This is a genomic window from Enterocloster sp. OA13 (genome assembly GCF_022440595.1).
Taxonomy (GTDB): Bacteria; Bacillota; Clostridia; order Lachnospirales; family Lachnospiraceae; genus Enterocloster; species Enterocloster hominis.
The window spans coordinates 3,310,568-3,329,598 of record NZ_JAKNTF010000001.1 but is presented as its reverse complement, the minus strand read 5'-3'; the positions used below and the strand labels follow the sequence as shown (position 1 = coordinate 3,329,598).

14 protein-coding genes are annotated in these 19,031 nt (G+C 50.6%); 11 read left to right on the top strand and 3 right to left on the bottom strand.

Features of this window, described 5'->3' with window-relative positions; translation table 11 throughout:
* Positions 1 to 12 precede the first annotated feature (12 nt).
* The 7 genes from MCJ35_RS14750 to MCJ35_RS14720 all read left to right on the top strand — a co-directional run bounded on the left by MCJ35_RS14750 (position 13) and on the right by MCJ35_RS14720 (position 9,449).
* Positions 13 to 2,268 carry an alpha-galactosidase gene (locus tag MCJ35_RS14750; protein WP_240299550.1) on the top strand — a complete coding sequence of 752 codons (2,256 nt, stop codon included), beginning with the start codon at positions 13 to 15 and terminating at the stop codon, positions 2,266 to 2,268.
* A gap of 59 nt (positions 2,269 to 2,327) precedes the next feature.
* Complete coding sequence (locus MCJ35_RS14745) at positions 2,328 to 3,464, top strand: LacI family DNA-binding transcriptional regulator (protein WP_025486569.1); 1,137 nt, start codon at positions 2,328 to 2,330, stop codon at positions 3,462 to 3,464.
* 175 nt (positions 3,465 to 3,639) lie between these two features.
* On the top strand, positions 3,640 to 5,031 hold the full coding sequence (locus MCJ35_RS14740; protein WP_025486570.1) for an ABC transporter substrate-binding protein: 1,392 nt from the start codon (positions 3,640 to 3,642) through the stop codon (positions 5,029 to 5,031).
* A gap of 120 nt (positions 5,032 to 5,151) precedes the next feature.
* Complete coding sequence (locus tag MCJ35_RS14735; RefSeq protein ID WP_025486571.1) at positions 5,152 to 5,994, top strand: carbohydrate ABC transporter permease; 843 nt, start codon at positions 5,152 to 5,154, stop codon at positions 5,992 to 5,994.
* Positions 5,994 to 6,863, top strand: coding sequence for a carbohydrate ABC transporter permease (locus MCJ35_RS14730; protein WP_025486572.1), 870 nt, complete (start codon positions 5,994 to 5,996; stop codon positions 6,861 to 6,863). Before MCJ35_RS14735 ends, MCJ35_RS14730 begins: the two co-directional genes overlap by 1 nt.
* 41 nt (positions 6,864 to 6,904) lie before the next feature.
* Complete coding sequence (gene malQ, locus MCJ35_RS14725; RefSeq protein ID WP_025486573.1) at positions 6,905 to 8,383, top strand: 4-alpha-glucanotransferase; 1,479 nt, start codon at positions 6,905 to 6,907, stop codon at positions 8,381 to 8,383.
* Positions 8,384 to 8,402: 19 nt separating this feature from the next.
* Positions 8,403 to 9,449: a LacI family DNA-binding transcriptional regulator gene (locus MCJ35_RS14720; protein ID WP_025486574.1), complete on the top strand. Its 1,047-nt coding sequence runs from the start codon at positions 8,403 to 8,405 to the stop codon at positions 9,447 to 9,449.
* Between the two features lie 71 nt (positions 9,450 to 9,520).
* On the opposite strand, the gene MCJ35_RS14715 is transcribed toward MCJ35_RS14720, so the two are convergent.
* From MCJ35_RS14715 to MCJ35_RS14705, 3 genes are all read right to left on the bottom strand, one after another.
* Positions 9,521 to 10,798: a GGDEF domain-containing protein gene (locus tag MCJ35_RS14715; protein ID WP_025486575.1), complete on the bottom strand. Its 1,278-nt coding sequence runs from the start codon at positions 10,796 to 10,798 to the stop codon at positions 9,521 to 9,523.
* Positions 10,799 to 12,007 carry a GGDEF domain-containing protein gene (locus MCJ35_RS14710; protein ID WP_025486576.1) on the bottom strand — a complete coding sequence of 403 codons (1,209 nt, stop codon included), beginning with the start codon at positions 12,005 to 12,007 and terminating at the stop codon, positions 10,799 to 10,801.
* Between the two features lie 274 nt (positions 12,008 to 12,281).
* Positions 12,282 to 13,217, bottom strand: a complete 936-nt coding sequence (locus MCJ35_RS14705) for a LysR family transcriptional regulator (protein ID WP_025486577.1) — start codon at positions 13,215 to 13,217, stop codon at positions 12,282 to 12,284.
* A gap of 141 nt (positions 13,218 to 13,358) precedes the next feature.
* On the opposite strand from MCJ35_RS14705, the gene MCJ35_RS14700 reads away from it, so the two are divergent.
* Genes MCJ35_RS14700 through MCJ35_RS14685 form a run of 4 tightly spaced genes read left to right on the top strand, consistent with a single transcriptional unit; the run spans position 13,359 to position 18,707 of the window.
* The gene (locus tag MCJ35_RS14700; RefSeq protein ID WP_025486578.1) at positions 13,359 to 15,425 is read left to right on the top strand and encodes a PHB depolymerase family esterase; all 2,067 of its coding nucleotides are present in this window, start codon (positions 13,359 to 13,361) and stop codon (positions 15,423 to 15,425) included.
* Between the two features lie 32 nt (positions 15,426 to 15,457).
* Positions 15,458 to 16,843, top strand: a complete 1,386-nt coding sequence (locus MCJ35_RS14695) for a neutral/alkaline non-lysosomal ceramidase N-terminal domain-containing protein (protein ID WP_155858500.1) — start codon at positions 15,458 to 15,460, stop codon at positions 16,841 to 16,843.
* Positions 16,840 to 18,210, top strand: coding sequence for an MATE family efflux transporter (locus MCJ35_RS14690; RefSeq protein WP_025486580.1), 1,371 nt, complete (start codon positions 16,840 to 16,842; stop codon positions 18,208 to 18,210). The genes MCJ35_RS14695 and MCJ35_RS14690 overlap by 4 nt, the downstream gene beginning before the upstream one ends.
* Positions 18,211 to 18,224: 14 nt before the next feature.
* Entirely contained in the window at positions 18,225 to 18,707 is a 483-nt protein-coding gene (locus tag MCJ35_RS14685; RefSeq protein WP_025486581.1) for a hypothetical protein, read from the top strand.
* Positions 18,708 to 19,031: the final 324 nt, after the last annotated feature.

Genomic DNA, 19,031 nt, shown 5'->3' with positions numbered 1-19,031 from the left:
GAGGTAAAAGATATGCCAATTAAAGTACATGGGGATGGAAAGGAATTCCACCTGTATAACCATAAGGTAAGCTATATCATGACAATCCTGCGCAACGGGCAGCTGGGACACCTGTACTATGGGAAGGCCATCAGGGACCGGGAATCGTTCGGACACATGCTGGAGATACGGATCCGTTCCATGGCCCCCTGCTTTTACGAAGGCGACAGGGAGTTTTCCATGGAGCACATCAAGCAGGAATACCCGTCCTATGGACACGGGGACATGCGTGCCCCGGCGTATGATATCCTTCAGACGGATGGAAGCCATATCACGGAATTTGTCTATGAAAGCCACCGGATTTATCAGGGAAAGCCTGGGCTTAAGGGGCTTCCCGCAGCTTACGCCGAAGATCCAAAAGAGGCGTCCACCCTGGAGATTGTCCTTGGGGACGCATGGATAAGGACAAAGCTGGTCCTTACATATACCATTTATGAGGACCTTCCCGTCATCACAAGGAGCGCCAGGTTCATTTGTGATAATGAGGAAGGAGTGGTCTTAAACCAGGCCATGAGCGCCAGCGTGGACCTTCCGGACAGTGGGTTTGAGATGGTGGAGCTGACCGGGGCCTGGGCCAGGGAGCGGAGTGTGAAGACCAGGAGGCTGGAACACGGAATCCAGTCAATATACAGCATGAGGGGATGTAGCAGCAACAATTATAATCCCTTCCTTGCATTGAAACGGCCGGATGCAGGAGAGTGTTCAGGGGAAGTTTACGGCTTCAGCCTGGTGTACAGCGGCAATTTCCTGGCCCAGGCAGAGGTGGACACCTATGAGGTCACCAGGATCATGCTGGGCATCCATCCCCATTGTTTTTCGTGGCCCATGAAAAAAGGGGAGGAATTCCAGACACCGGAGGTGGTGATGGTGTATTCCGGTGAAGGACTGAACGGTATGAGCCAGACCTACCACAGGCTTTACCGGAGCCGCCTGGCCAGGGGACCATGGCGGGATAAGGCAAGGCCCATACTGATTAATAACTGGGAAGCAACGTATTTTGATTTTGATGAAGAAAAAATCCTAAGACTGGCCAGGACCGCCAAGGATGTGGGGGTGGAGCTGTTCGTCCTGGATGACGGCTGGTTCGGCCACAGGGACGACAGCAGGTCCTCGCTGGGGGACTGGTATCCCAACCAGGCAAAGCTGCCGGACGGGGTAGCCGGAATCGCCCGCAGGATAGAGGCCATGGGACTTAAGTTCGGTCTGTGGATTGAGCCGGAGATGGTGAACAAGGACAGTGATCTTTACAAGGCCCATCCTGACTGGATGCTGTCCGCGCCGGGACGCAGCGCCTGCCACGGCAGGAACCAGTTTGTGCTGGATTTTTCCAGGGAAGAAGTGGTGGATCATATTTACCAGATGCTGATAAGGGTGCTGGACGAAGCCCCGGTTTCCTATATCAAATGGGATATGAACCGGTGTATGTCGGAGGTCTATTCCCACTGCGCCCGGCCGGAGGAACAGGGAAAGGTATTCCACCGGTATATACTGGGGGTTTACAGCCTGTATGAGAAGCTGATTGGCCGATATCCCCAAATCCTCTTTGAATCCTGTGCCAGCGGAGGGGCAAGGTTCGATCCCGGGATGCTTTACTATGCGCCCCAGTGCTGGACATCCGATGACACGGATGCAGTGGAACGGCTGAAAATCCAATACGGCACATCCATGGTCTATCCTTTGAGCAGCATGGGCACCCATGTGTCGGCCGTACCCAACCACCAGGTCCTGCGCACCACGCCTCTTGAAACCAGGGCGAATGTGGCGTACTTTGGGACCTTTGGATATGAACTGGACCTGAATCAGCTGAACGGTGAGGAACTGGAGAAGATAAGGCTGCAGATTGCCTTCATGAAGGAGAACCGGGAACTGATCCAGTCCGGTACATTCATCAGGCTGATAAGCCCGTTTGACGGAAGGGGCAACGTGACTGCCTGGATGGTGGTATCCGGGGACCGCAAAAAGGCCCTGATAGGATATTACCGGATATTGGAGCCGGTAAATGAAGGATACCGGAAAATCCGCCTGTCCGGCCTGGAGGAAGGGATGATGTATCACGTATCCATACAGGGCGGCGGATATCACGGGGGATTTAAGGAAATGGACGTGTACGGCGACGAGCTGATGAATTACGGCCTTATGGTATCCGATTCCTCATCCGGGGACAATAAGGAGAAGTACGACGGGACCAACGGGGATTATCAGTCCAGGATCTATATACTGGAGGCATGATATGGAAATGAAGGCGGGGAAGATATGAAAACCTGGGACAGGGAGGCGCTTGGGGAGATATGGAGAAACAGGACAGCCACGGCGTTACCATAAGGGAACTGGCAGAACTGGCAGGGGTCAGTACGGCCACGGTATCCAATGTCATACACGGGAAGACGAAGCGGGTTTCCCCCGGCACCATACGCCGTGTCCAGGAGCTGATCCTGGCCATGGGGTATGCCCAGGGAGGAGAAAAGGCGGCGGGAACACAAAAAGGTTCCCGCCTGGTCGCATTGGTGGCGAATCCCCACAAGGTTTATGAGGATGCCATTGGCGCCGATCCCTTCTATGGGAAAATCATAGGCATGGCAGAGCAGTGTCTCAGGGAAAAAGGATATTATATGATGTTCTACTCGTCCTCCGACATGGATGACATTTTCAGGATGGTCATGGAACAGGAGGTGGAAGGGGTCATAACCCTGAGCTTCCATAAGAATGACTGTGACAAGATTGCGGGCCTTCTAAAACGCCCGGTGGTCTCCATCGATGGCTGTGGTTGCCGGGGAAATGTGCCCAACGTCGGCCTTGATGACTGGCAAGGGGGAAAACTCATGACCGAATATCTGCTTGCATGCGGATACGGTCCTGTTTATGTGTGCGCAGGAAGGGACCATGGGGTGGACCATGTGAGGTATCTGGGATGCCAGGCCGGTAAAAAGGAGCGGGGTAAGAAGGACGGTAAGGAGGAGGGTAAGGCGGACAGCGGCCAGGTGAGGTTCGTATCTTTGGGCATGGACCGTAAGAAGCGCAGGGAAACATTGGAAGCCCTTGTGCAGCCTGTGAAGGCTAACATAAAGGCGGGACTAAGACCGGCCCTGTTCTGCCTGTCGGACCTGTATGCCCTGGAAGCCCTGGGATACTTTACGTCCCAGGGCCTTAGGATAGCCCGGGACCTTGGAATCGCAGGCTTTGACGATATCCCGTACGCATCCTTATTAAGTCCTGGGCTGACTACGGTACGGCAGGATATGAAACGCAAGGCAGCCCTGGCAGTGGAAATGCTGGCGGATATGGTGGAAGGCAGGAATACAGCCGGGGAAGGAAGGGAAATCCTGCTTCCTGTAAAGCTGGTGGTCCGGGAGACAACAAGCCGATTGGATTTGTGGGATTTGCATAATAATGTAAGGGAAAATTGTGATATAACAACAAAAATATAAATGGTAATAAAAAAATACTTGATACATTACATGTATTGTGCTATATTAAATCCAAGGTTATTGGAAACGTTACCGATATCGTTACCGGGAAGGTTTCTGAGAACATTGTATAAAGGTAACACAGCATGGAAAGTGTCCGCGGCAGAGAACGTGGATACGGAAGGAGGATATCATTATGAAACTGAGGAAACTGGCAGCACTTTCACTGGCAGCAGCTATGGCGGCAGGCACACTGGCCGGGTGTTCTTCCAAACCTTCAGGAACCGTACAATCTCCTGCAGGAGAAGCGGGGGAGGGGACGCAGTCAGGGGAACCGGTATCGGCCGAAGGAAAGGGACAGATTTACTACCTGAACTTTAAACCTGAGGTTGCAGATGTATGGGTAGAACTGGCTGAGAAGTACACGGCTGAGACCGGGGTACCGATGAAGGTCCAGACCGCGGCGGCCGGGACGTATGAGCAGACCCTGAAGTCTGAAGTGGCGAAGAAGGAACCCCCCACACTGTTCCAGATTAACGGACCCATTGGCTATAAGTCATGGGCTAAGTACTGCCTCGATTTAAGTGATACGGAAATCTACGGCCACCTGGTAGATAAGACCATGGCGGTGACCGATGGTGACGGCGTGTACGGCATCCCCTATGTGGTAGAGGGCTACGGGATTATTTATAATGACGCAATCATGCAGAAGTATTTTGCCCTGGACGGCGCTAAGGCAGCATCCATGGATGAAATCCATGACTTTGATACATTAAAGGCTGTTTCCGAGGATATGCAGGCAAGGAAAGCAGATCTGGGAATTGACGGCGTGTTCGCTTCCACATCCTTTGCGCCCGGCGAGGACTGGAGATGGCAGACCCATCTTGCAAACCTTCCGGTTTATTATGAATATAAAGATGACGGTGTGAGTGACAAGGATGCTATCGACTTTAGGTATTCCGATAATTTTAAGAACATTTTCGATTTATATTTGAATAATTCCTGCACGGACCCGAAGATGGTAGGCGCTAAGACCGTAGAGGATTCCATGGCTGAATTCGCACTGGGCAAGGTTGCCATGGTACAGAACGGCAACTGGGGATGGAGCCAGGTAGCCGGCGTTGAAGGCAACACTGTAAAAGCAGAAGATGTGAAATTCCTTCCAATTTACACCGGAATGTCCGGCGAAGACAAGCAGGGTTTATGTATCGGTACCGAGAACTTCTTTTCCATCAACAGCCAGGCCAAGGCCGAGGACCAGCAGGCGTCCCTTGACTTCTTAACATGGCTGTTCAGTTCTGAGACAGGTAAGGACTATATAACAAATAAGTTAGGTTTCATCGCGCCATTTGACACTTTTACAGCTGATGAGAAGCCATCCGACCCACTGGCCAAAGAAGTTGACAGATACATGGGTAATGGCGATCTGTATTCTGTATCCTGGAATTTCACTTCCTTCCCAAGCCAGACCTTTAAGGATGACTTTGGAGCATCCCTGTTACAGTATGTACAGGGCGGGAAAGAATGGCAGGCGGTTGTGGATGACATGAAGGCAGGCTGGGCAAGTGAAAAGGCCATGACCAAATAAGATTTTAAGGACCGGACTTGACATGGGTGAGCGTAAGGAATCTTCCTCACCCATTTCGTTGCCTGAGGGCCTTTACCTGAGGGATGAGGATCATCATGTGATTTTTAAGGAGGGTGCGCCATGCAAAAATCAATGAAACGGTATTTTCCGATTTTTGTGCTGCCAACGCTGATTGCGTTTATCATTGCATTCCTGTATCCGTTTATCATCGGTATCTATCTGTCATTCACAGAATTTACCACGGTACGGGACGCTGCGTGGGTGGGCATAAGTAATTATAGAAAGATATTTTTGGACCAGAACTTTATAAACGCCCTGTTGTTTACCGTGAAGTTCACCATTGTATCCGTTGTTACGATCAATGTGTTTGGGTTTTTGATGGCCTATGCCCTGACAAGAGGAATCAAGGGGACGAATCTGTTCCGTACCGTATTCTTCATGCCCAACCTGATCGGCGGAATTGTCCTGGGCTATATCTGGCAGCTCCTGTTAAACGGCATCCTGGCCCGGTTCGGGGTCACCCTGTCCTTTGACGCCAAATATGGCTTCTGGGGCCTTGTTATTTTGATGAACTGGCAGCTGATTGGATATATGATGATCATCTATATTGCCGGGCTTCAGAATGTCCCGCCTGAGCTGATTGAGGCGGCTAAGATTGACGGGGCCACGAAGACACAGACACTGCGCCGGATTACAATCCCCATGGTGATGCCGTCCTTTACAATCTGTCTTTTCTTAACCCTGACCAATTCCTTTAAGCTGTTTGACCAGAACCTGGCCCTGACGGCGGGAGGGCCGGGAAGGCAGACCAGTATGCTGGCGTTGGACATCTACAGTACATTTTACGGCAGGGTGGGTTGGGAAGGCGTGGGCCAGGCCAAGGCAGTTGTATTTTTCATCATGGTGGCGGTCATTGCCCTGACACAGCTTTATATAACAAGGCGTAAGGAGGTGGAAAACTGATGGGCAGGAAGGATAAAAATACAGATGACCAGCAGATGGAGGTCAGCAGGTTCACAGGCATGATGATGACGATATTTTTTTCCGTACTTTCCCTTGCATTCCTGTTTCCCATACTCCTGGTTTTCATGAATGCTTTTAAGAGTAAGCTTTATATCAGTGACGCCCCGTTCCGGTTCCCGATGGCAGAAGCCTATGTGGGTCTTGGAAACTATTTTGAAGGCGTGAGGAAGACGGGATTTTTCATGGCGTTTGGGCGTTCCCTGTTCATCACGGTCTGTTCCGTGGCGGTAATCGTCCTGTTTACCTCCATGACCGCATGGTATATCACCAGGGTTAAAACAAAGTTTTATAGTATTCTCTACTATGTTTTCGTATTTGCCATGATAGTGCCGTTCCAGATGGTCATGTTCACCATGTCCAAGACGGCCAATGACTTATATCTGAATTCCATCTATGGACTTGTACTTCTGTATCTGGGATTCGGAGCAGGGCAGGCGGTATTCCTGTTTTGCGGGTTTGTGAAGGCAATACCGCTGGAGATTGAAGAGGCGGCCATGATTGACGGCTGTTCTCCTGTCCAGACTTATTTTCATGTGGTATTTCCGATGCTCCGGCCGACTGCTGTCACGGTTGCAATCTTAAATGCCATGTGGATATGGAATGACTATCTGCTTCCCAGCCTGATCCTTCCCCAGGAAAAAGGCACCATACCCATGGTTATCCAGAACCTTAAGGGCGGTTACGGTTCCATTGACATGGGAGCCATGATGGCCATGCTGGTCCTGGCAATTGTGCCAATCATTATTTTTTATCTGAGCTGCCAGAAATACATCATCAAGGGTGTGGCTGCAGGTGCGGTAAAGGGATAGGCATATACGGAAAATTCAGACATAATTAAAGGAGGGACACGATGCGGGAATGTGGTATGTTGCTTCCGGTTGCCAGTCTGCCGTCCAGGTACGGGATTGGAGCGTTTTCTAAAGAGGCATATGGGTTTATTGATATATTAAAGAAGGCGGGGCAGCATTACTGGCAGATTCTGCCTTTGGGGCCAACCAGCTACGGGGATTCCCCATATCAGTCATTTTCAGCTTTCGCGGGCAATCCGTACTTTATCAATCTGGACAGACTGGTGGAAGAAGGTCTCTTAACAGAAGCAGAGTGTACCTCTGCCGATTTCGGTGACAATCCCAGGGCGATTGATTATGGGAAATTGTATTTAAACCGTTTTCCATTACTCCGCAGGGCCTATGGACGGTGGAAGGAGAAGGGACATACGGCGGCAGAGGCCAAAGGAAGACTTTGGCCTGAGACGGTGGAGTACTGTTTTTATATGGCGGTTAAGAACCGCTATAAGGGCAGGACCTGGACATTGTGGGATAAGGATATCCGCCTCCAGAAGCAGGGGGCCATGGAGGTGCTCCGGCATGAACTGGCGGATGAAACCGGATTTTATGCGTTCCTCCAGATGAAATTTGAAGAACAGTGGAGCGCGCTTAAGTCCTATGCCAATGAAAATGGAATCCGTATCATCGGGGATATCCCCATCTATGTGGCACTGGACAGCGCCGACACATGGTACCATCCGGAGCTGTTCCAGCTGGATGAGGACAGGAATCCGGTGGCGGTGGCAGGCTGCCCTCCCGACGGTTTTTCGGCCACAGGACAGCTGTGGGGCAATCCGCTGTATCTCTGGGAGTATCATAGGGAGACTGGATATGAATGGTGGATGCGGCGCATGGAATATAGCTTTTGCATGTACGATGTGGTGCGCGTGGACCATTTCCGCGGCTTTGACGAATACTATTCCATACCAGCGGGAAGCAGCACGGCGGTCAGCGGAACCTGGAAAAAAGGCCCGGGCATGGATATTTTCCGGAAAATGCAGGAAAAGTTTGGAAAACTTAATATTATTGCGGAAGACCTTGGATTTTTGACACCATCTGTGCTAGAATTAGTAAAAGATACAGGATTCCCGGGAATGAAGGTGCTGGAATTTGCATTTGATTCAAGGGAGGAAAGCGATTATCTGCCCCATAATTACACTTCGAACTGTGTGGTTTACACTGGAACCCATGATAATAATACCATCAGGGGATGGTATGGGGAGATGGGGGAAGAAGACAGACAGCTTTCCGTGGATTATATGAACAATCCGCATACGCCTGTAGAGGAAATCCACTGGGATTTCGTGCGTCTTGCGCTGTCAAGCGTGGCAAAGCTGGCGGTGATTCCGGTCCAGGACTATCTGGGGCTTGGAGGGGAAGCGCGGATTAATACGCCATCCACACTAGGAGGAAACTGGAGATGGCGCATGGTTCCCGGGGAAATAACAGATGAGATTGCGGTAAGGTGCCGGAAGATGGCAAAGCTTTACGGCAGAGGATGACAGGGGATGTGTATTTCTTATGGAATCGATTAATATTAAAGACGTAGCCAGAATCTGCGGAGTGGGCGTAAGTACGGTGTCACGTGCCATTAACAATCATCCGGACATTAATCCGGAGACAAAGAATATGATCATGCAGGTGGTTAAGGAACATAATTATATTCCGAATAACAGCGCCCGCAACTTAAAGCGCACGGATTCAAAGGCTATCGCTGTTTTAATCAAGGGAATCAGCAACCCCTTTTTCAGCAAGATGATCCGGATTTTTGAAAAGGAAATCCAGAAGAAGAAGTACTCGTTCATCATGCAGCATGTGGATGCAGGAGAAGACGAGGTGGATGTGGCGCTTGAACTGATTAAGGAAAAGAAGCCCCGGGGGATTGTGTTCCTGGGAGGATTTTTCTCACACAGTAAGGAGAAGCTGGAACAGCTGACGGTCCCCTTTGTGCTCAGCACGATTGGGATGACGGATTCCCTGGAAGACGCCTCCTTCTATTCCTGGGTTTCCGTGGATGATTTTGCGGAAAGCTATAAGATGACGGATTACCTGTGCAGGCTTGGACATAAGAGGATTTTAATCCTGGCAGCCACCCAGGACGATGAGAGTATCGGAAAGCTGCGTCTGGAGGGATACCGGAAGGCCCTTAAGGACAATGGAATCGAACCGGATGAAAATCTCTGCATTTTTTCCGGGGTAGGAAGGGACTGTTACACCATGGATTACGGCTTTATGGCCATGAGCCGGATCCTGGAAGAAAAAAAGACGGATTTTACCGCGGTGTATGCCATATCGGACAGTATTGCCATCGGTGCCTGCAAGGCCATCACGGAACACGGCATGAAGATACCCGAAGACTATTCGGTGGCTGGATTTGACGGACTTGACATCGCCCATTACTATAATCCGACGCTGACTACCATAAGGCAGCCAGTGGAGGAGATGGCGGAAGCCACCATTAAGATCCTGTTTGACGTGGTACGCAATCATGCGGACCATCAGAAGCGGGTGTTTAAGGCGGAGTTAATGGAAGGTGAGTCAACCCGCAACGTAACATGGAAAACCTGAAAATCAGACTCGTATGACAGAAAACAGTCCGGTACAGTGCCTATAAGGGATGGCACTGTGCCGGACTGCTTTTATGAAGGCCCAAACGGGATTGGGCCTGCCTGGCCGATATTCCTTTCCTGCTTATCGCGGCGTTTATTCTCATACATCCTGTCGTCCGCAAGCTTGATAAGTTCCTCCAGATCCCCGCATTCCCCGCTGAAGGCAATTCCGTAACTTATCCAAAGTTCAAATGGATATTCAGACGAATTGGAAAGCTCTTTTAAGGACCACTTGGCATTATCCAAGCCTGCCCTGACCCGTTCAATCCCGTCCTGGGGTGTGATCAGTAAAAATTCATCCCCTCCGTACCTGCTGACAATGTCCCCGGTTCCCGCCGCTTCCTGGAGGGCATGGGCCACCGCTGCCAGATACCGATCCCCGGCGTCATGCCCAAGATTATCATTCACCGGCTTTAGGTTATTCAGGTCGGCAAAGCATATGTAAAAGGGATTCCCCTCCTCATAATCATGCTTCATGGCATTCAAGGCCGCTTCACGGCTCTGGCAGCCGGTCAGGATATCATAAAACGCTAGCTTTTCCAGTTTATCCACCATGATTTTATGTGAAATCAGCTCTTTGCGCACGGTATAGCTCTGCCTTTCAAAATGCTGGAGCTTTGTCAGGGTATGGATATGGCTAATCCCGATATAATACCCAATCAATACGCATATGCCTGATTTCATTCCCCAGAGTTTTATGATCGGTTCATTGCTGGGGGTGAAATAAATCAGCAGGTTCAGGTCCAGATAAATAAAAAGGGAAAGCACAAGGCAGAGGGAGAAAATAAGGTTTACCGGCTTGTCCGGATTCTCCTCTTTTTCCGCCCAGTCATTAAATTTATGCTGAAGCACCCAAAAACCGAAACCTGCAAGTACAAAGCCTGCCGCAATGGGATAGGGCTTCAAGCTGGCTATGCTGCTCATGATCCGGGAGTCAAAGGCCGCAAGGGACTGGTTCACAAGCAGGGCAGTGCCCGACCTTGTGATGAAATTAAATGCCAGGCCGATCATTGCGCCCTGTATACCGCAGAACAGGCTCATGGTCCACGGCACCCGGTAGATTACCGCAATTTCCAGCACCAGGAAGATGGCGAAAATCGTCCAGTTGATGATTAGGTAAAAACGCAGCTGGGAAATCAGCATGAACACCTCGTAGTTGATGATGAAGGTTATGATGCTGCTTTTCCATTTGGGAAGCTTCTTCCCCGTGAGATAATCAATATAGGAGAACATCTGGTGATTATATATGTAATAACAGATTGCCACAAACATGGTATAATAGCCGTTCCAGGGCAGTACCAGCCTCATTTAGATTACCCCCTTCTTAAACTGCATCTTATGATCGTACATCCGGCGGTCGCTTTCGCGTAACAATGCATCCAGGTCAAAGGGTTCATGATGGGACGCCGACACGGTCCCATAGCTGAAGGATGGCCTGTAGCCTTCCCGGCCCATGTCCTTCAGGCGTTCATTGACTTTTGAAAGCATGGACTCCAAAGCGTCTTTTTCCGTGCTGTTGGAGACAATCAGGAACTCGTCACCGCCAACCCGCGCAAGGATATCGCTTTTATTCAGGCTTTCATTGAGGCTGTTTGCTATTATTTTCAGGTACTGGTCGCCCTCGGGGTGTCCCAGGGTGTCGTTGACCATTTTCAGCCCGTTCACGTCAATATAGGCAACCGTGACATCCAGCCTGTCCTTCTGCATGGATTCCAGCATTTCCATTGCATATCTCCTGGTAAACGCCCCTGTCAGGCTGTCTATATAGGCCAGCTTCTGCAGGCTCATCTGCCTCTTTACATGGTCGGCCCTTTCCTCCTCCAGCCTGTAGTATTCCGCTTCATAATGGGCCTTCTCTATGATCCTGTAAGTATGTACCAAAAAAAGTATGAACTGGATTATCAGAAGGATGCAGCTGCCGATCAGAAAAACGGATAACAGGAAATAGGGCAGTACGAAAACACAGGAAATGCTGTCAAACAGCAGATATCCCACCGCATACCACTCAAAAGAGACCAGCTGGTTGAATCTCTTTTCATCACTGGTTAAAAGCGTGATCCATTCCACAAAGGCCTGTCTTTTCCACAGTATGTGGGCCAGGTTCAGGATGAGGAGGGTCATGACCATGGACAGCAGGAAGGTCATATGATTCAGATAGACATCCCTCAGCATATATCCGGTAACCATTGAGATGACGGCCAGGCAGATCAGATGAACGGCGGTGAAGCAGATACTGAAAAAATTGCCCCAGAAAAACAGGTCCATCTTATTCCTGGTCCTGATTGACCGGAACGTCATCCCATACCCGCAGAGTATCAACAGATACACGATAAATAAGGGCAGATGGACATACCAGCCTAAAAACAGGATACCCGCTTTTACAAAAGCCCTCAGGGCATATTCTGTCCGGGTGCCTGACTCCTCCTCTTTTATGCCCGGCATGTGGACTGCCTTGGACTCATGCAGATAGAGAAGGACATATATTACAATCCACAGGAAAGGAAATACGTACCTCATTTGCCAATCATCCCCCTTCTCCCATTAGGAATATATGGGATTTTCTTTCAGTATACCAAATATCCGTCATTATGTCCCATGGTACTTGAAATAATTTCACAGAAAGGGGATTTTTGTACAAGGAAAGGCTTGTAACCCCAAAGGCTTGACGGTGTTGGACATTTTTGTCGGATTATAGTTAAATAGACATATGAATGTAAAGGAAAACTATCATAATTGTGCAATGTGTACACAAAAAGGAGAGGGATGATTGAAAATCATTCCCTCCCAATACTTATGGATTACTCAGATATTGTCTGGCCAGTTCAATGAAATGTTTCTCCGCTGGATTCAGATGCCTCCCCTTCTCATAGGATATGGCGATGCATGCATCTAATCCAGGTGTCTGTATTGGATAAATGCCGAATTGGTTCCGTTTCTCATCCGAGTCAAGGCGGAATTTACGGATGCAGTAATCATAGGGGGCCAGCATGACGCCCATGCCGCAGGCGCACATCTCTGCGTTCAGTTCATTATTCTCAGACTGGAAACCAACCCGCGGGGTGATGTGGTAGGTTTTAAAGATATGGTCCAAATCCCGGGAGAGGATGCCGTTCTTGTCGTAGAGCAGGATAAATGGGATATCCCTGATGACAGAGAGGGCTTCATGGGATTGCAGTTCCTGTTCCAGTTTCTTCCATTTCTTTCCGTAGGTCTGGGAGAACAGTTCCTTTGAGGCTATCGCTACAAAGTGGTCCTGGCTCAGGATGATGTTCTCCAGATTGGGATTAAGGGGAAGGAAACTGATATATAGGTCCACACCGCTCATATTATAAGCGATATCCGAAACCTGGCGCTTTACCACCACTGCGTCATAATTGGGGTATTTGGCCTTATATCTGGCCAGAAGTTCGGGCAGGAAGGGCGGGACATCAAAGGTAGAGACAGCGATTGTGATTTTCTTCCGTCTGTTTTCTGTCACAAAGGCAATCTGCTGGAGCATACGTGACTGGGCATCCAGGATCTCCTGGGCTCCGGTAACCAGACACTCGCCGGCAACCGTAAGCGTCAGGGAGCGGCCCCGTTTAAACAGCGGTGTCCCCAGTTCCTGTTCCAGCTTCTTGACGTGTTCACTTAAAGATTGCTGGGATACGAACAGCTTGTCCGCGGCCCGGCTGAAATTCTTTTCTTCTGCAATGACCAGAAAGTATTCCAGGCTTAAAAAGTTCATTTTTCCCTCCATATATGAGGATGCGGTTGATTTGAATTACAAGTAAATGGTTGTAATAATTATATAGTATACCTTTCTATTTGTAAAGCTAAGACAAGGAAATATAGTTGTTAAAAGTATAGGAACAGGGGGATACAGCTTGTGGTTAAAAAGATGGTGTTTACAATTGGGATGGCAATGACAGTTTCCTGTATAACAGGAACCAGCGGGATGGCAGAAGTGAGTGGGACGCCTGGGACGCCGGAAGTATCCGGGGCACCGGCAATGACTGGGATATCAGAAGTGGCCGGGGCATCCGGGGGAACCGGAATGTCGGATGGGGACGGGGAAGAAGAGGCCGGCCAGCAGTATTACCGGCAGTACGGACAGGCAAAGGCATCCGGGGATATGATACAGGCAATGCGGTATCTTAAGGACTCCGCCGGGGCCGGATATCTGAAAGCCCAGGAACAGCTGGGGGAGGATCTGGAGAAAGGGGAATATGGAACTGCGGATGCAGGACGGGCCATGGAGTGGTACCGGAAGGCAGCGGCCCAGGGAAGCCCTAAAGCCATGATGAGCATAGGCCTGCTGTATTTTACCGGCAATGGCGTCGGAACCGATTATCAGACAGCAATGGAATGGATGATGGAATCCATACGTGCAGGTGACAGGAAGGGACCGCGTTATGCAGGATTGATGTTTGAGAAAGGTCTGGGAGTACAGAAGGATTATGGAGCAGCGGCAGCATATTACCAGCTGGGGGCAGAGCGTGGGGATATAACAAGCCAGTATTATCTGGGACGGCTGTATGAGTTTGGACAGGGCGTACCTCAGGATTATGGCATGGCCATGCAGTGGTATGAAACGGCAGCCGGGCGGGGGGATAAGACAGCAGCCGTGGGCATGATAGGCATGGCCGGCCTTTATGAATACGGAAAGGGAACAGAACCGGATTGGCAGCAGGCGGATTCGTGGTATCAGAAGGCAGCGGCTACGGGATATGAGGTGGAATATGGGGAGCCGCTGCAGGTGACGGCTGTCACGGAGGTATTCGGCAATGGCCAGAAGATAACGGCGGTGATATTGGAATATGACAGGGAAATCCAGAACCGTTCCGTCGCGTCAGACAGCTTTTTTGTCCAGGGACGCACCATTATGAAGGCGTACGCCAATACAGAAGCTGACAGGGCAGATGCGGGGACCGATGGCAGATATGTGATATTGGAGCTGTCCACGGCAGATGAATTGTCTTCTGTCTATGAAGGAGGTATTATAAACGGTGGTAACGGGCCTACGGGGACAACGGGATCCGGCGTGGTCAAAGCTGTTTATGCCAGTGTGGAACAGGAAAAAACCATAATGACAGAAGAGGATATCCCATTGCTGCCCAATGGTGGTATTTATCCGAATACAGAGGTCAAAAACAGGACAGTGGATGATTTTCAGCAAAAAATATTCAGGGACCCGGACACAGGGGAATATCTGATGTATAATCTATATATACCGGAGGACTACAGTACGCAGAAGGAATATCCCCTGATTCTTTTCATGGCGGATGCCAGTGCGGACGGTGATGATGTGATGATAACCCTGCGCCAGGGAAATGGGGCGGTGGTCTGGGCAGGGCCGGAGGAACAGGCAAAACATCCCTGCTTCGTGCTGGCACCACAATTCAGGAAGGACGCACCGGAAACCATGAATGACACCGTAATGAAATTGATTGGGCAGCTGGAATCTGAATACAGGATTGACTCCCGCCGCATTTATACCAGCGGCCAGTCCGCGGGCTGTATCCGTTCCATTGATATGGATATACGGTATCCCGGCTTCTTTGCAGGGCTGCTTCTGGTTGCCGGCCAGTCGGATCCGGATGCCATGCGTGTGATGAAGGATGAGAATATCTGGATCATCATTTCCGAGGGGGATAAGAGAGGGTATCCGGGGATGAATGCCAGCGTGGCTGCATGGGAAGCAGATGGGGCTGCTGTTGCCAAAGGAGTATGGGACGCCAGGTGGAGCAGGGAAGAATATGCCCGGGCCGCGGCAGACATGCGCGCGCAGGGGAGTCCTGTCCACTATACCATGTTCAGGCTTGGGACCACATGGGATGGGAATCCGGAGGAAGAGACGCCCAATGAGCATAACAGTTCCATGCATTTTGCCTATGATATAGAGGAAATCAGGGACTGGCTGTTTGAACAGGTGCTGGGAGAGCAGCATCCATAATGGAGATATCATTTGAGAAAGTTGGAGGGCAGATGAAAGAGCAGTTACAATGTGGAGCCGGAAAAATGAAAATCACCCCCCGGGAGGAATGGCTGAAGGATTTGCGGGGGCTTCAGGATATAGAATTCACAGGGATATTGGATGATCTGTACGTAAGGGCGCTGCTGTTTGACGATGGCTGTGAAAAGTCCCTGATAGTTACATTCGATCTGGACAAGGTGCCTCATCCGGGCCTGCTTCTGCAAACGCTGGAACAGCGTTTTCAGATACCGGAACAGAACATAATACTTACCAGCATACATACGCACACAGCTCCTGTGACCGGAATCCGGATTAATGAAGGACCCAATGATATCAGTAAGAAGCCGCGCCATGTGCAGGAGGCAACCGCGGGATATGAAGCATTCATAACAGAGTGCATGATGGAGGCCGTAGGCCGGGCCGTGGCCGGAAAACGTCCAGCCAGGCTTACCTATGGGTCCGGCGAATGCTGTATCAATGTGGACAGGATACAGGATTATTATGTAAAAGATGGGAACGGTCATGTTACGGCGGAATGCGGACTGGGAATCAATCCGGGAAAGGCCGTGGACCGGACCATGTTCGTCTTGAAGGTGGATGGGCCGGAGGGGGACACCATCGGCTTCTTCCTCAATTATCCCATGCACAACTGCGTCATGATCCAGAATCCCTGCGGCAGGGACGGGAAACCGGCGGTCAGCTCCGATGTGGGAGGTGCTGTCTGCCGGTATCTGGAAGAAGCGTACGGCGGCAGTGTGGCCCTCTGGACCAGCGGGGCGGCAGGGGATATCAATCCGGTGATGGGCAACGAAATCTATTATCCCGACATAAAAACAGGCCGTCAGACACGTCTGATCCTCAAAAACGGGGAGATGGCCCGGGCAGCCTTAAAAAACCTGTCGGCCCGGCAGTATGCGGATGTATGCCAGGTAATCAGGCACCTGCCTTCCTATAAAGAAAATACAGAATTACATGGACGGATTGACTGGATAAGGATTCCCTCTGAGGACTCAGAAGGAAGGCCCATGGATACGTCCTATGAGGTGCGCATGCACCTGCTGAAGATTGGGGACCTGGCCCTCATTGGAGCCAGCGGGGAACTGTATTCCTCACTGGGAACCGCCCTTAAAGCGGTTTCCGATGCAGGGGAAACCGTCATCATCAATCACGATTGCAGCCTGATGGTTCCAAGCGGTTACATTTTTGATGATGAAACCCTGGAACGGGATATCCGGCGCAGCCTTCCGGGAAGGAAAAGCTGCTTCATGGCAAGAGGATATATCAGACCGGCGCTGGAGGAATCCTGCCGCCGTCTTGAAAAAGGTCTGTTCACAAAAGAGGCGCCTGCTAAAGGGACATCTGTTAAAGAGACATCTGCTAAAGAGGAATCCACATGAAAATGAAACCGGGACCTCTGGTATATGATGATGGGAAATTTTATAAGGAAATCCTGCTGTTTGCCCTTCCGGTCGCCCTGCAGGGGATGATTACGGATGGAATCAACCTGACAGACACCCTGATGATCGGCTCTTTGGGGGAGCTGCAGCTGTCGGCGGCATCCTTGGCCACCCAGTTCGTGAATACATACCGTTCCTTTTCCATGGGACTCAGCATGGGTGCCTCTGTGCTGGCTTCCCGCTTCTGGGGGATGCAGGATATGGATTCCCTCAAAAAAGTGATTGCAATCATGTACCGCCTGTCCCTGGTCCTGGCCGCCGTGTTCGGCCTGCTTACCTTTTCTTTCCCGGGGGTAATCATGAGGCTGTATACCGCACAGCCGCAGGTTATACGGTATGGGACCGAATATCTGAAATACTGTACCTTGGCTTATTTTTTCAATGGTTTATCCATAACCACCACGGTCATCCTGCGCAGTATCAGAAAGGTGAGACTGGCCCTGTATGTGTCCATAGCTGGTTTTTTCATCAATATCGCAGCCAATTATATATTCATGTTCGGCAAGCTGGGCGCCCCGGCCATGGGGTTATCCGGCGCGGCTTTCAGCACCCTGCTGGTGCGTATCTACGAATGCTCCGTTATCTGCGGGTATCTGCTTCTGGCAGAGAATAAGCTCAGGTTCCGCGTTAGGGACCTGTTTGCCAGGACAGGGGGACTTGTGCGGGAATATGTCCATTTTGGGCTGCCTGTATTGATCAGCGATATCCTTCTTTCTTTTGGGGAAAATGTGGTCATGATGGTGATTGGACGCCTGGGCACGGCTTTTGTGGCGGCCAATGCAATCGTCTCCGTCATCTCCAGGCTGACCGGCAACCTGATTCAGGGCGTGTCCCAGGCCAGTTCGGTCATGGTAGGCAATACCCTGGGCCGGGGACAGATACGGGAGGCGGAGCGTCAGGGCTGGGCATTCCTTGGGATTGGAATCCTGCTGGGTACCCTGTCGGCTGCAATCATCCTGCTGATTACGGAGCCGGTGGTCGGCATGTACCGCCTGACTGAGGAGACGGCGGCGATTACAAGGCATCTGATGTATGCGGTCAGCTTAATCATGATATTCCAGGCATCCAATATGATACTGACCAAAGGCGCATTGAGGGGAGGCGGCGATACCAAGGTACTGGTGGCTGCGGATAATCTGTTTTTATGGATTTCTTCCATCCCCCTGGGGCTTCTGGCAGGTTTTGTATGGCATGCCCCGGTATTCTGGATTTATATATGCCTGAGGATGGATAATATCTTAAAGACAATCTGGTGTATATGGCGTTTAAAGAGCAGAAGATGGATTAAGGCAATAAGGACTGTGTAAGGGAGGGGACATCCATGGGCTATTTTTGGGAAGGACAGGATAAATGGAACCTGAATAAGCAGAACCGGATCATCCGCACGTATGAGGAACCGGTCCTGCCGCTTCTCTGCCGGATTATATTCTGGAGCATGATACTTCTGACGGCCAGCATGATTGCGGTGGACGTGAGTTTCTTCATACGCTTTGACATGCAGGAAGGCGTCCTGCACCTGCTGTCCAATGTGGCTGTTACCGGATTTTTTGCCTGGCTCTTTTTTTCCGCCGTCCTGATTCCATGCAGCCTGGCTGCTGTGAGGCAGGTGAGGGGAAGGTTTATGAGGAGGACGGCCGGCGATGGGTTTAAGATGCCGGGAGGGTCCGGGAATGGTTCCGGGAAACCTGCAGCCAGCAAGGCCCAGGCGCATATGGAGGCGGTTTATTTCCGCTATGTGAAGATTGCGGTGGGAGGCCTGGGGGCCTGGGGGATTTTCTTTGGGGCCATATGTCTGATCAGGTAATGGATGCATCCGTATTCCTAACCCGCGCCCGGTATGAGATGTTAAGTGTCCGCGGGTTCCCGCCGGACAAAAAGAAGGAAACAGCATTGCCTGCTGAATTGGCAATGTTGTTTCCTTTTTTGCTGTTTGGGGCTGCCCGGATGTACCGGGTGTATTCCCAACGGACGTCCCGCATGGAAAGGTGATGAAATACAAGTAAATACTTGTAGATTGGCAGGTACATAGATGTTAGACAAAATGCGGTCAGGATGATAAAATGCATAATAAAGGAGGGATAAAACAGAGAAAGTTAGTGAAATTGTACGATAATTCAGAGAAAACATA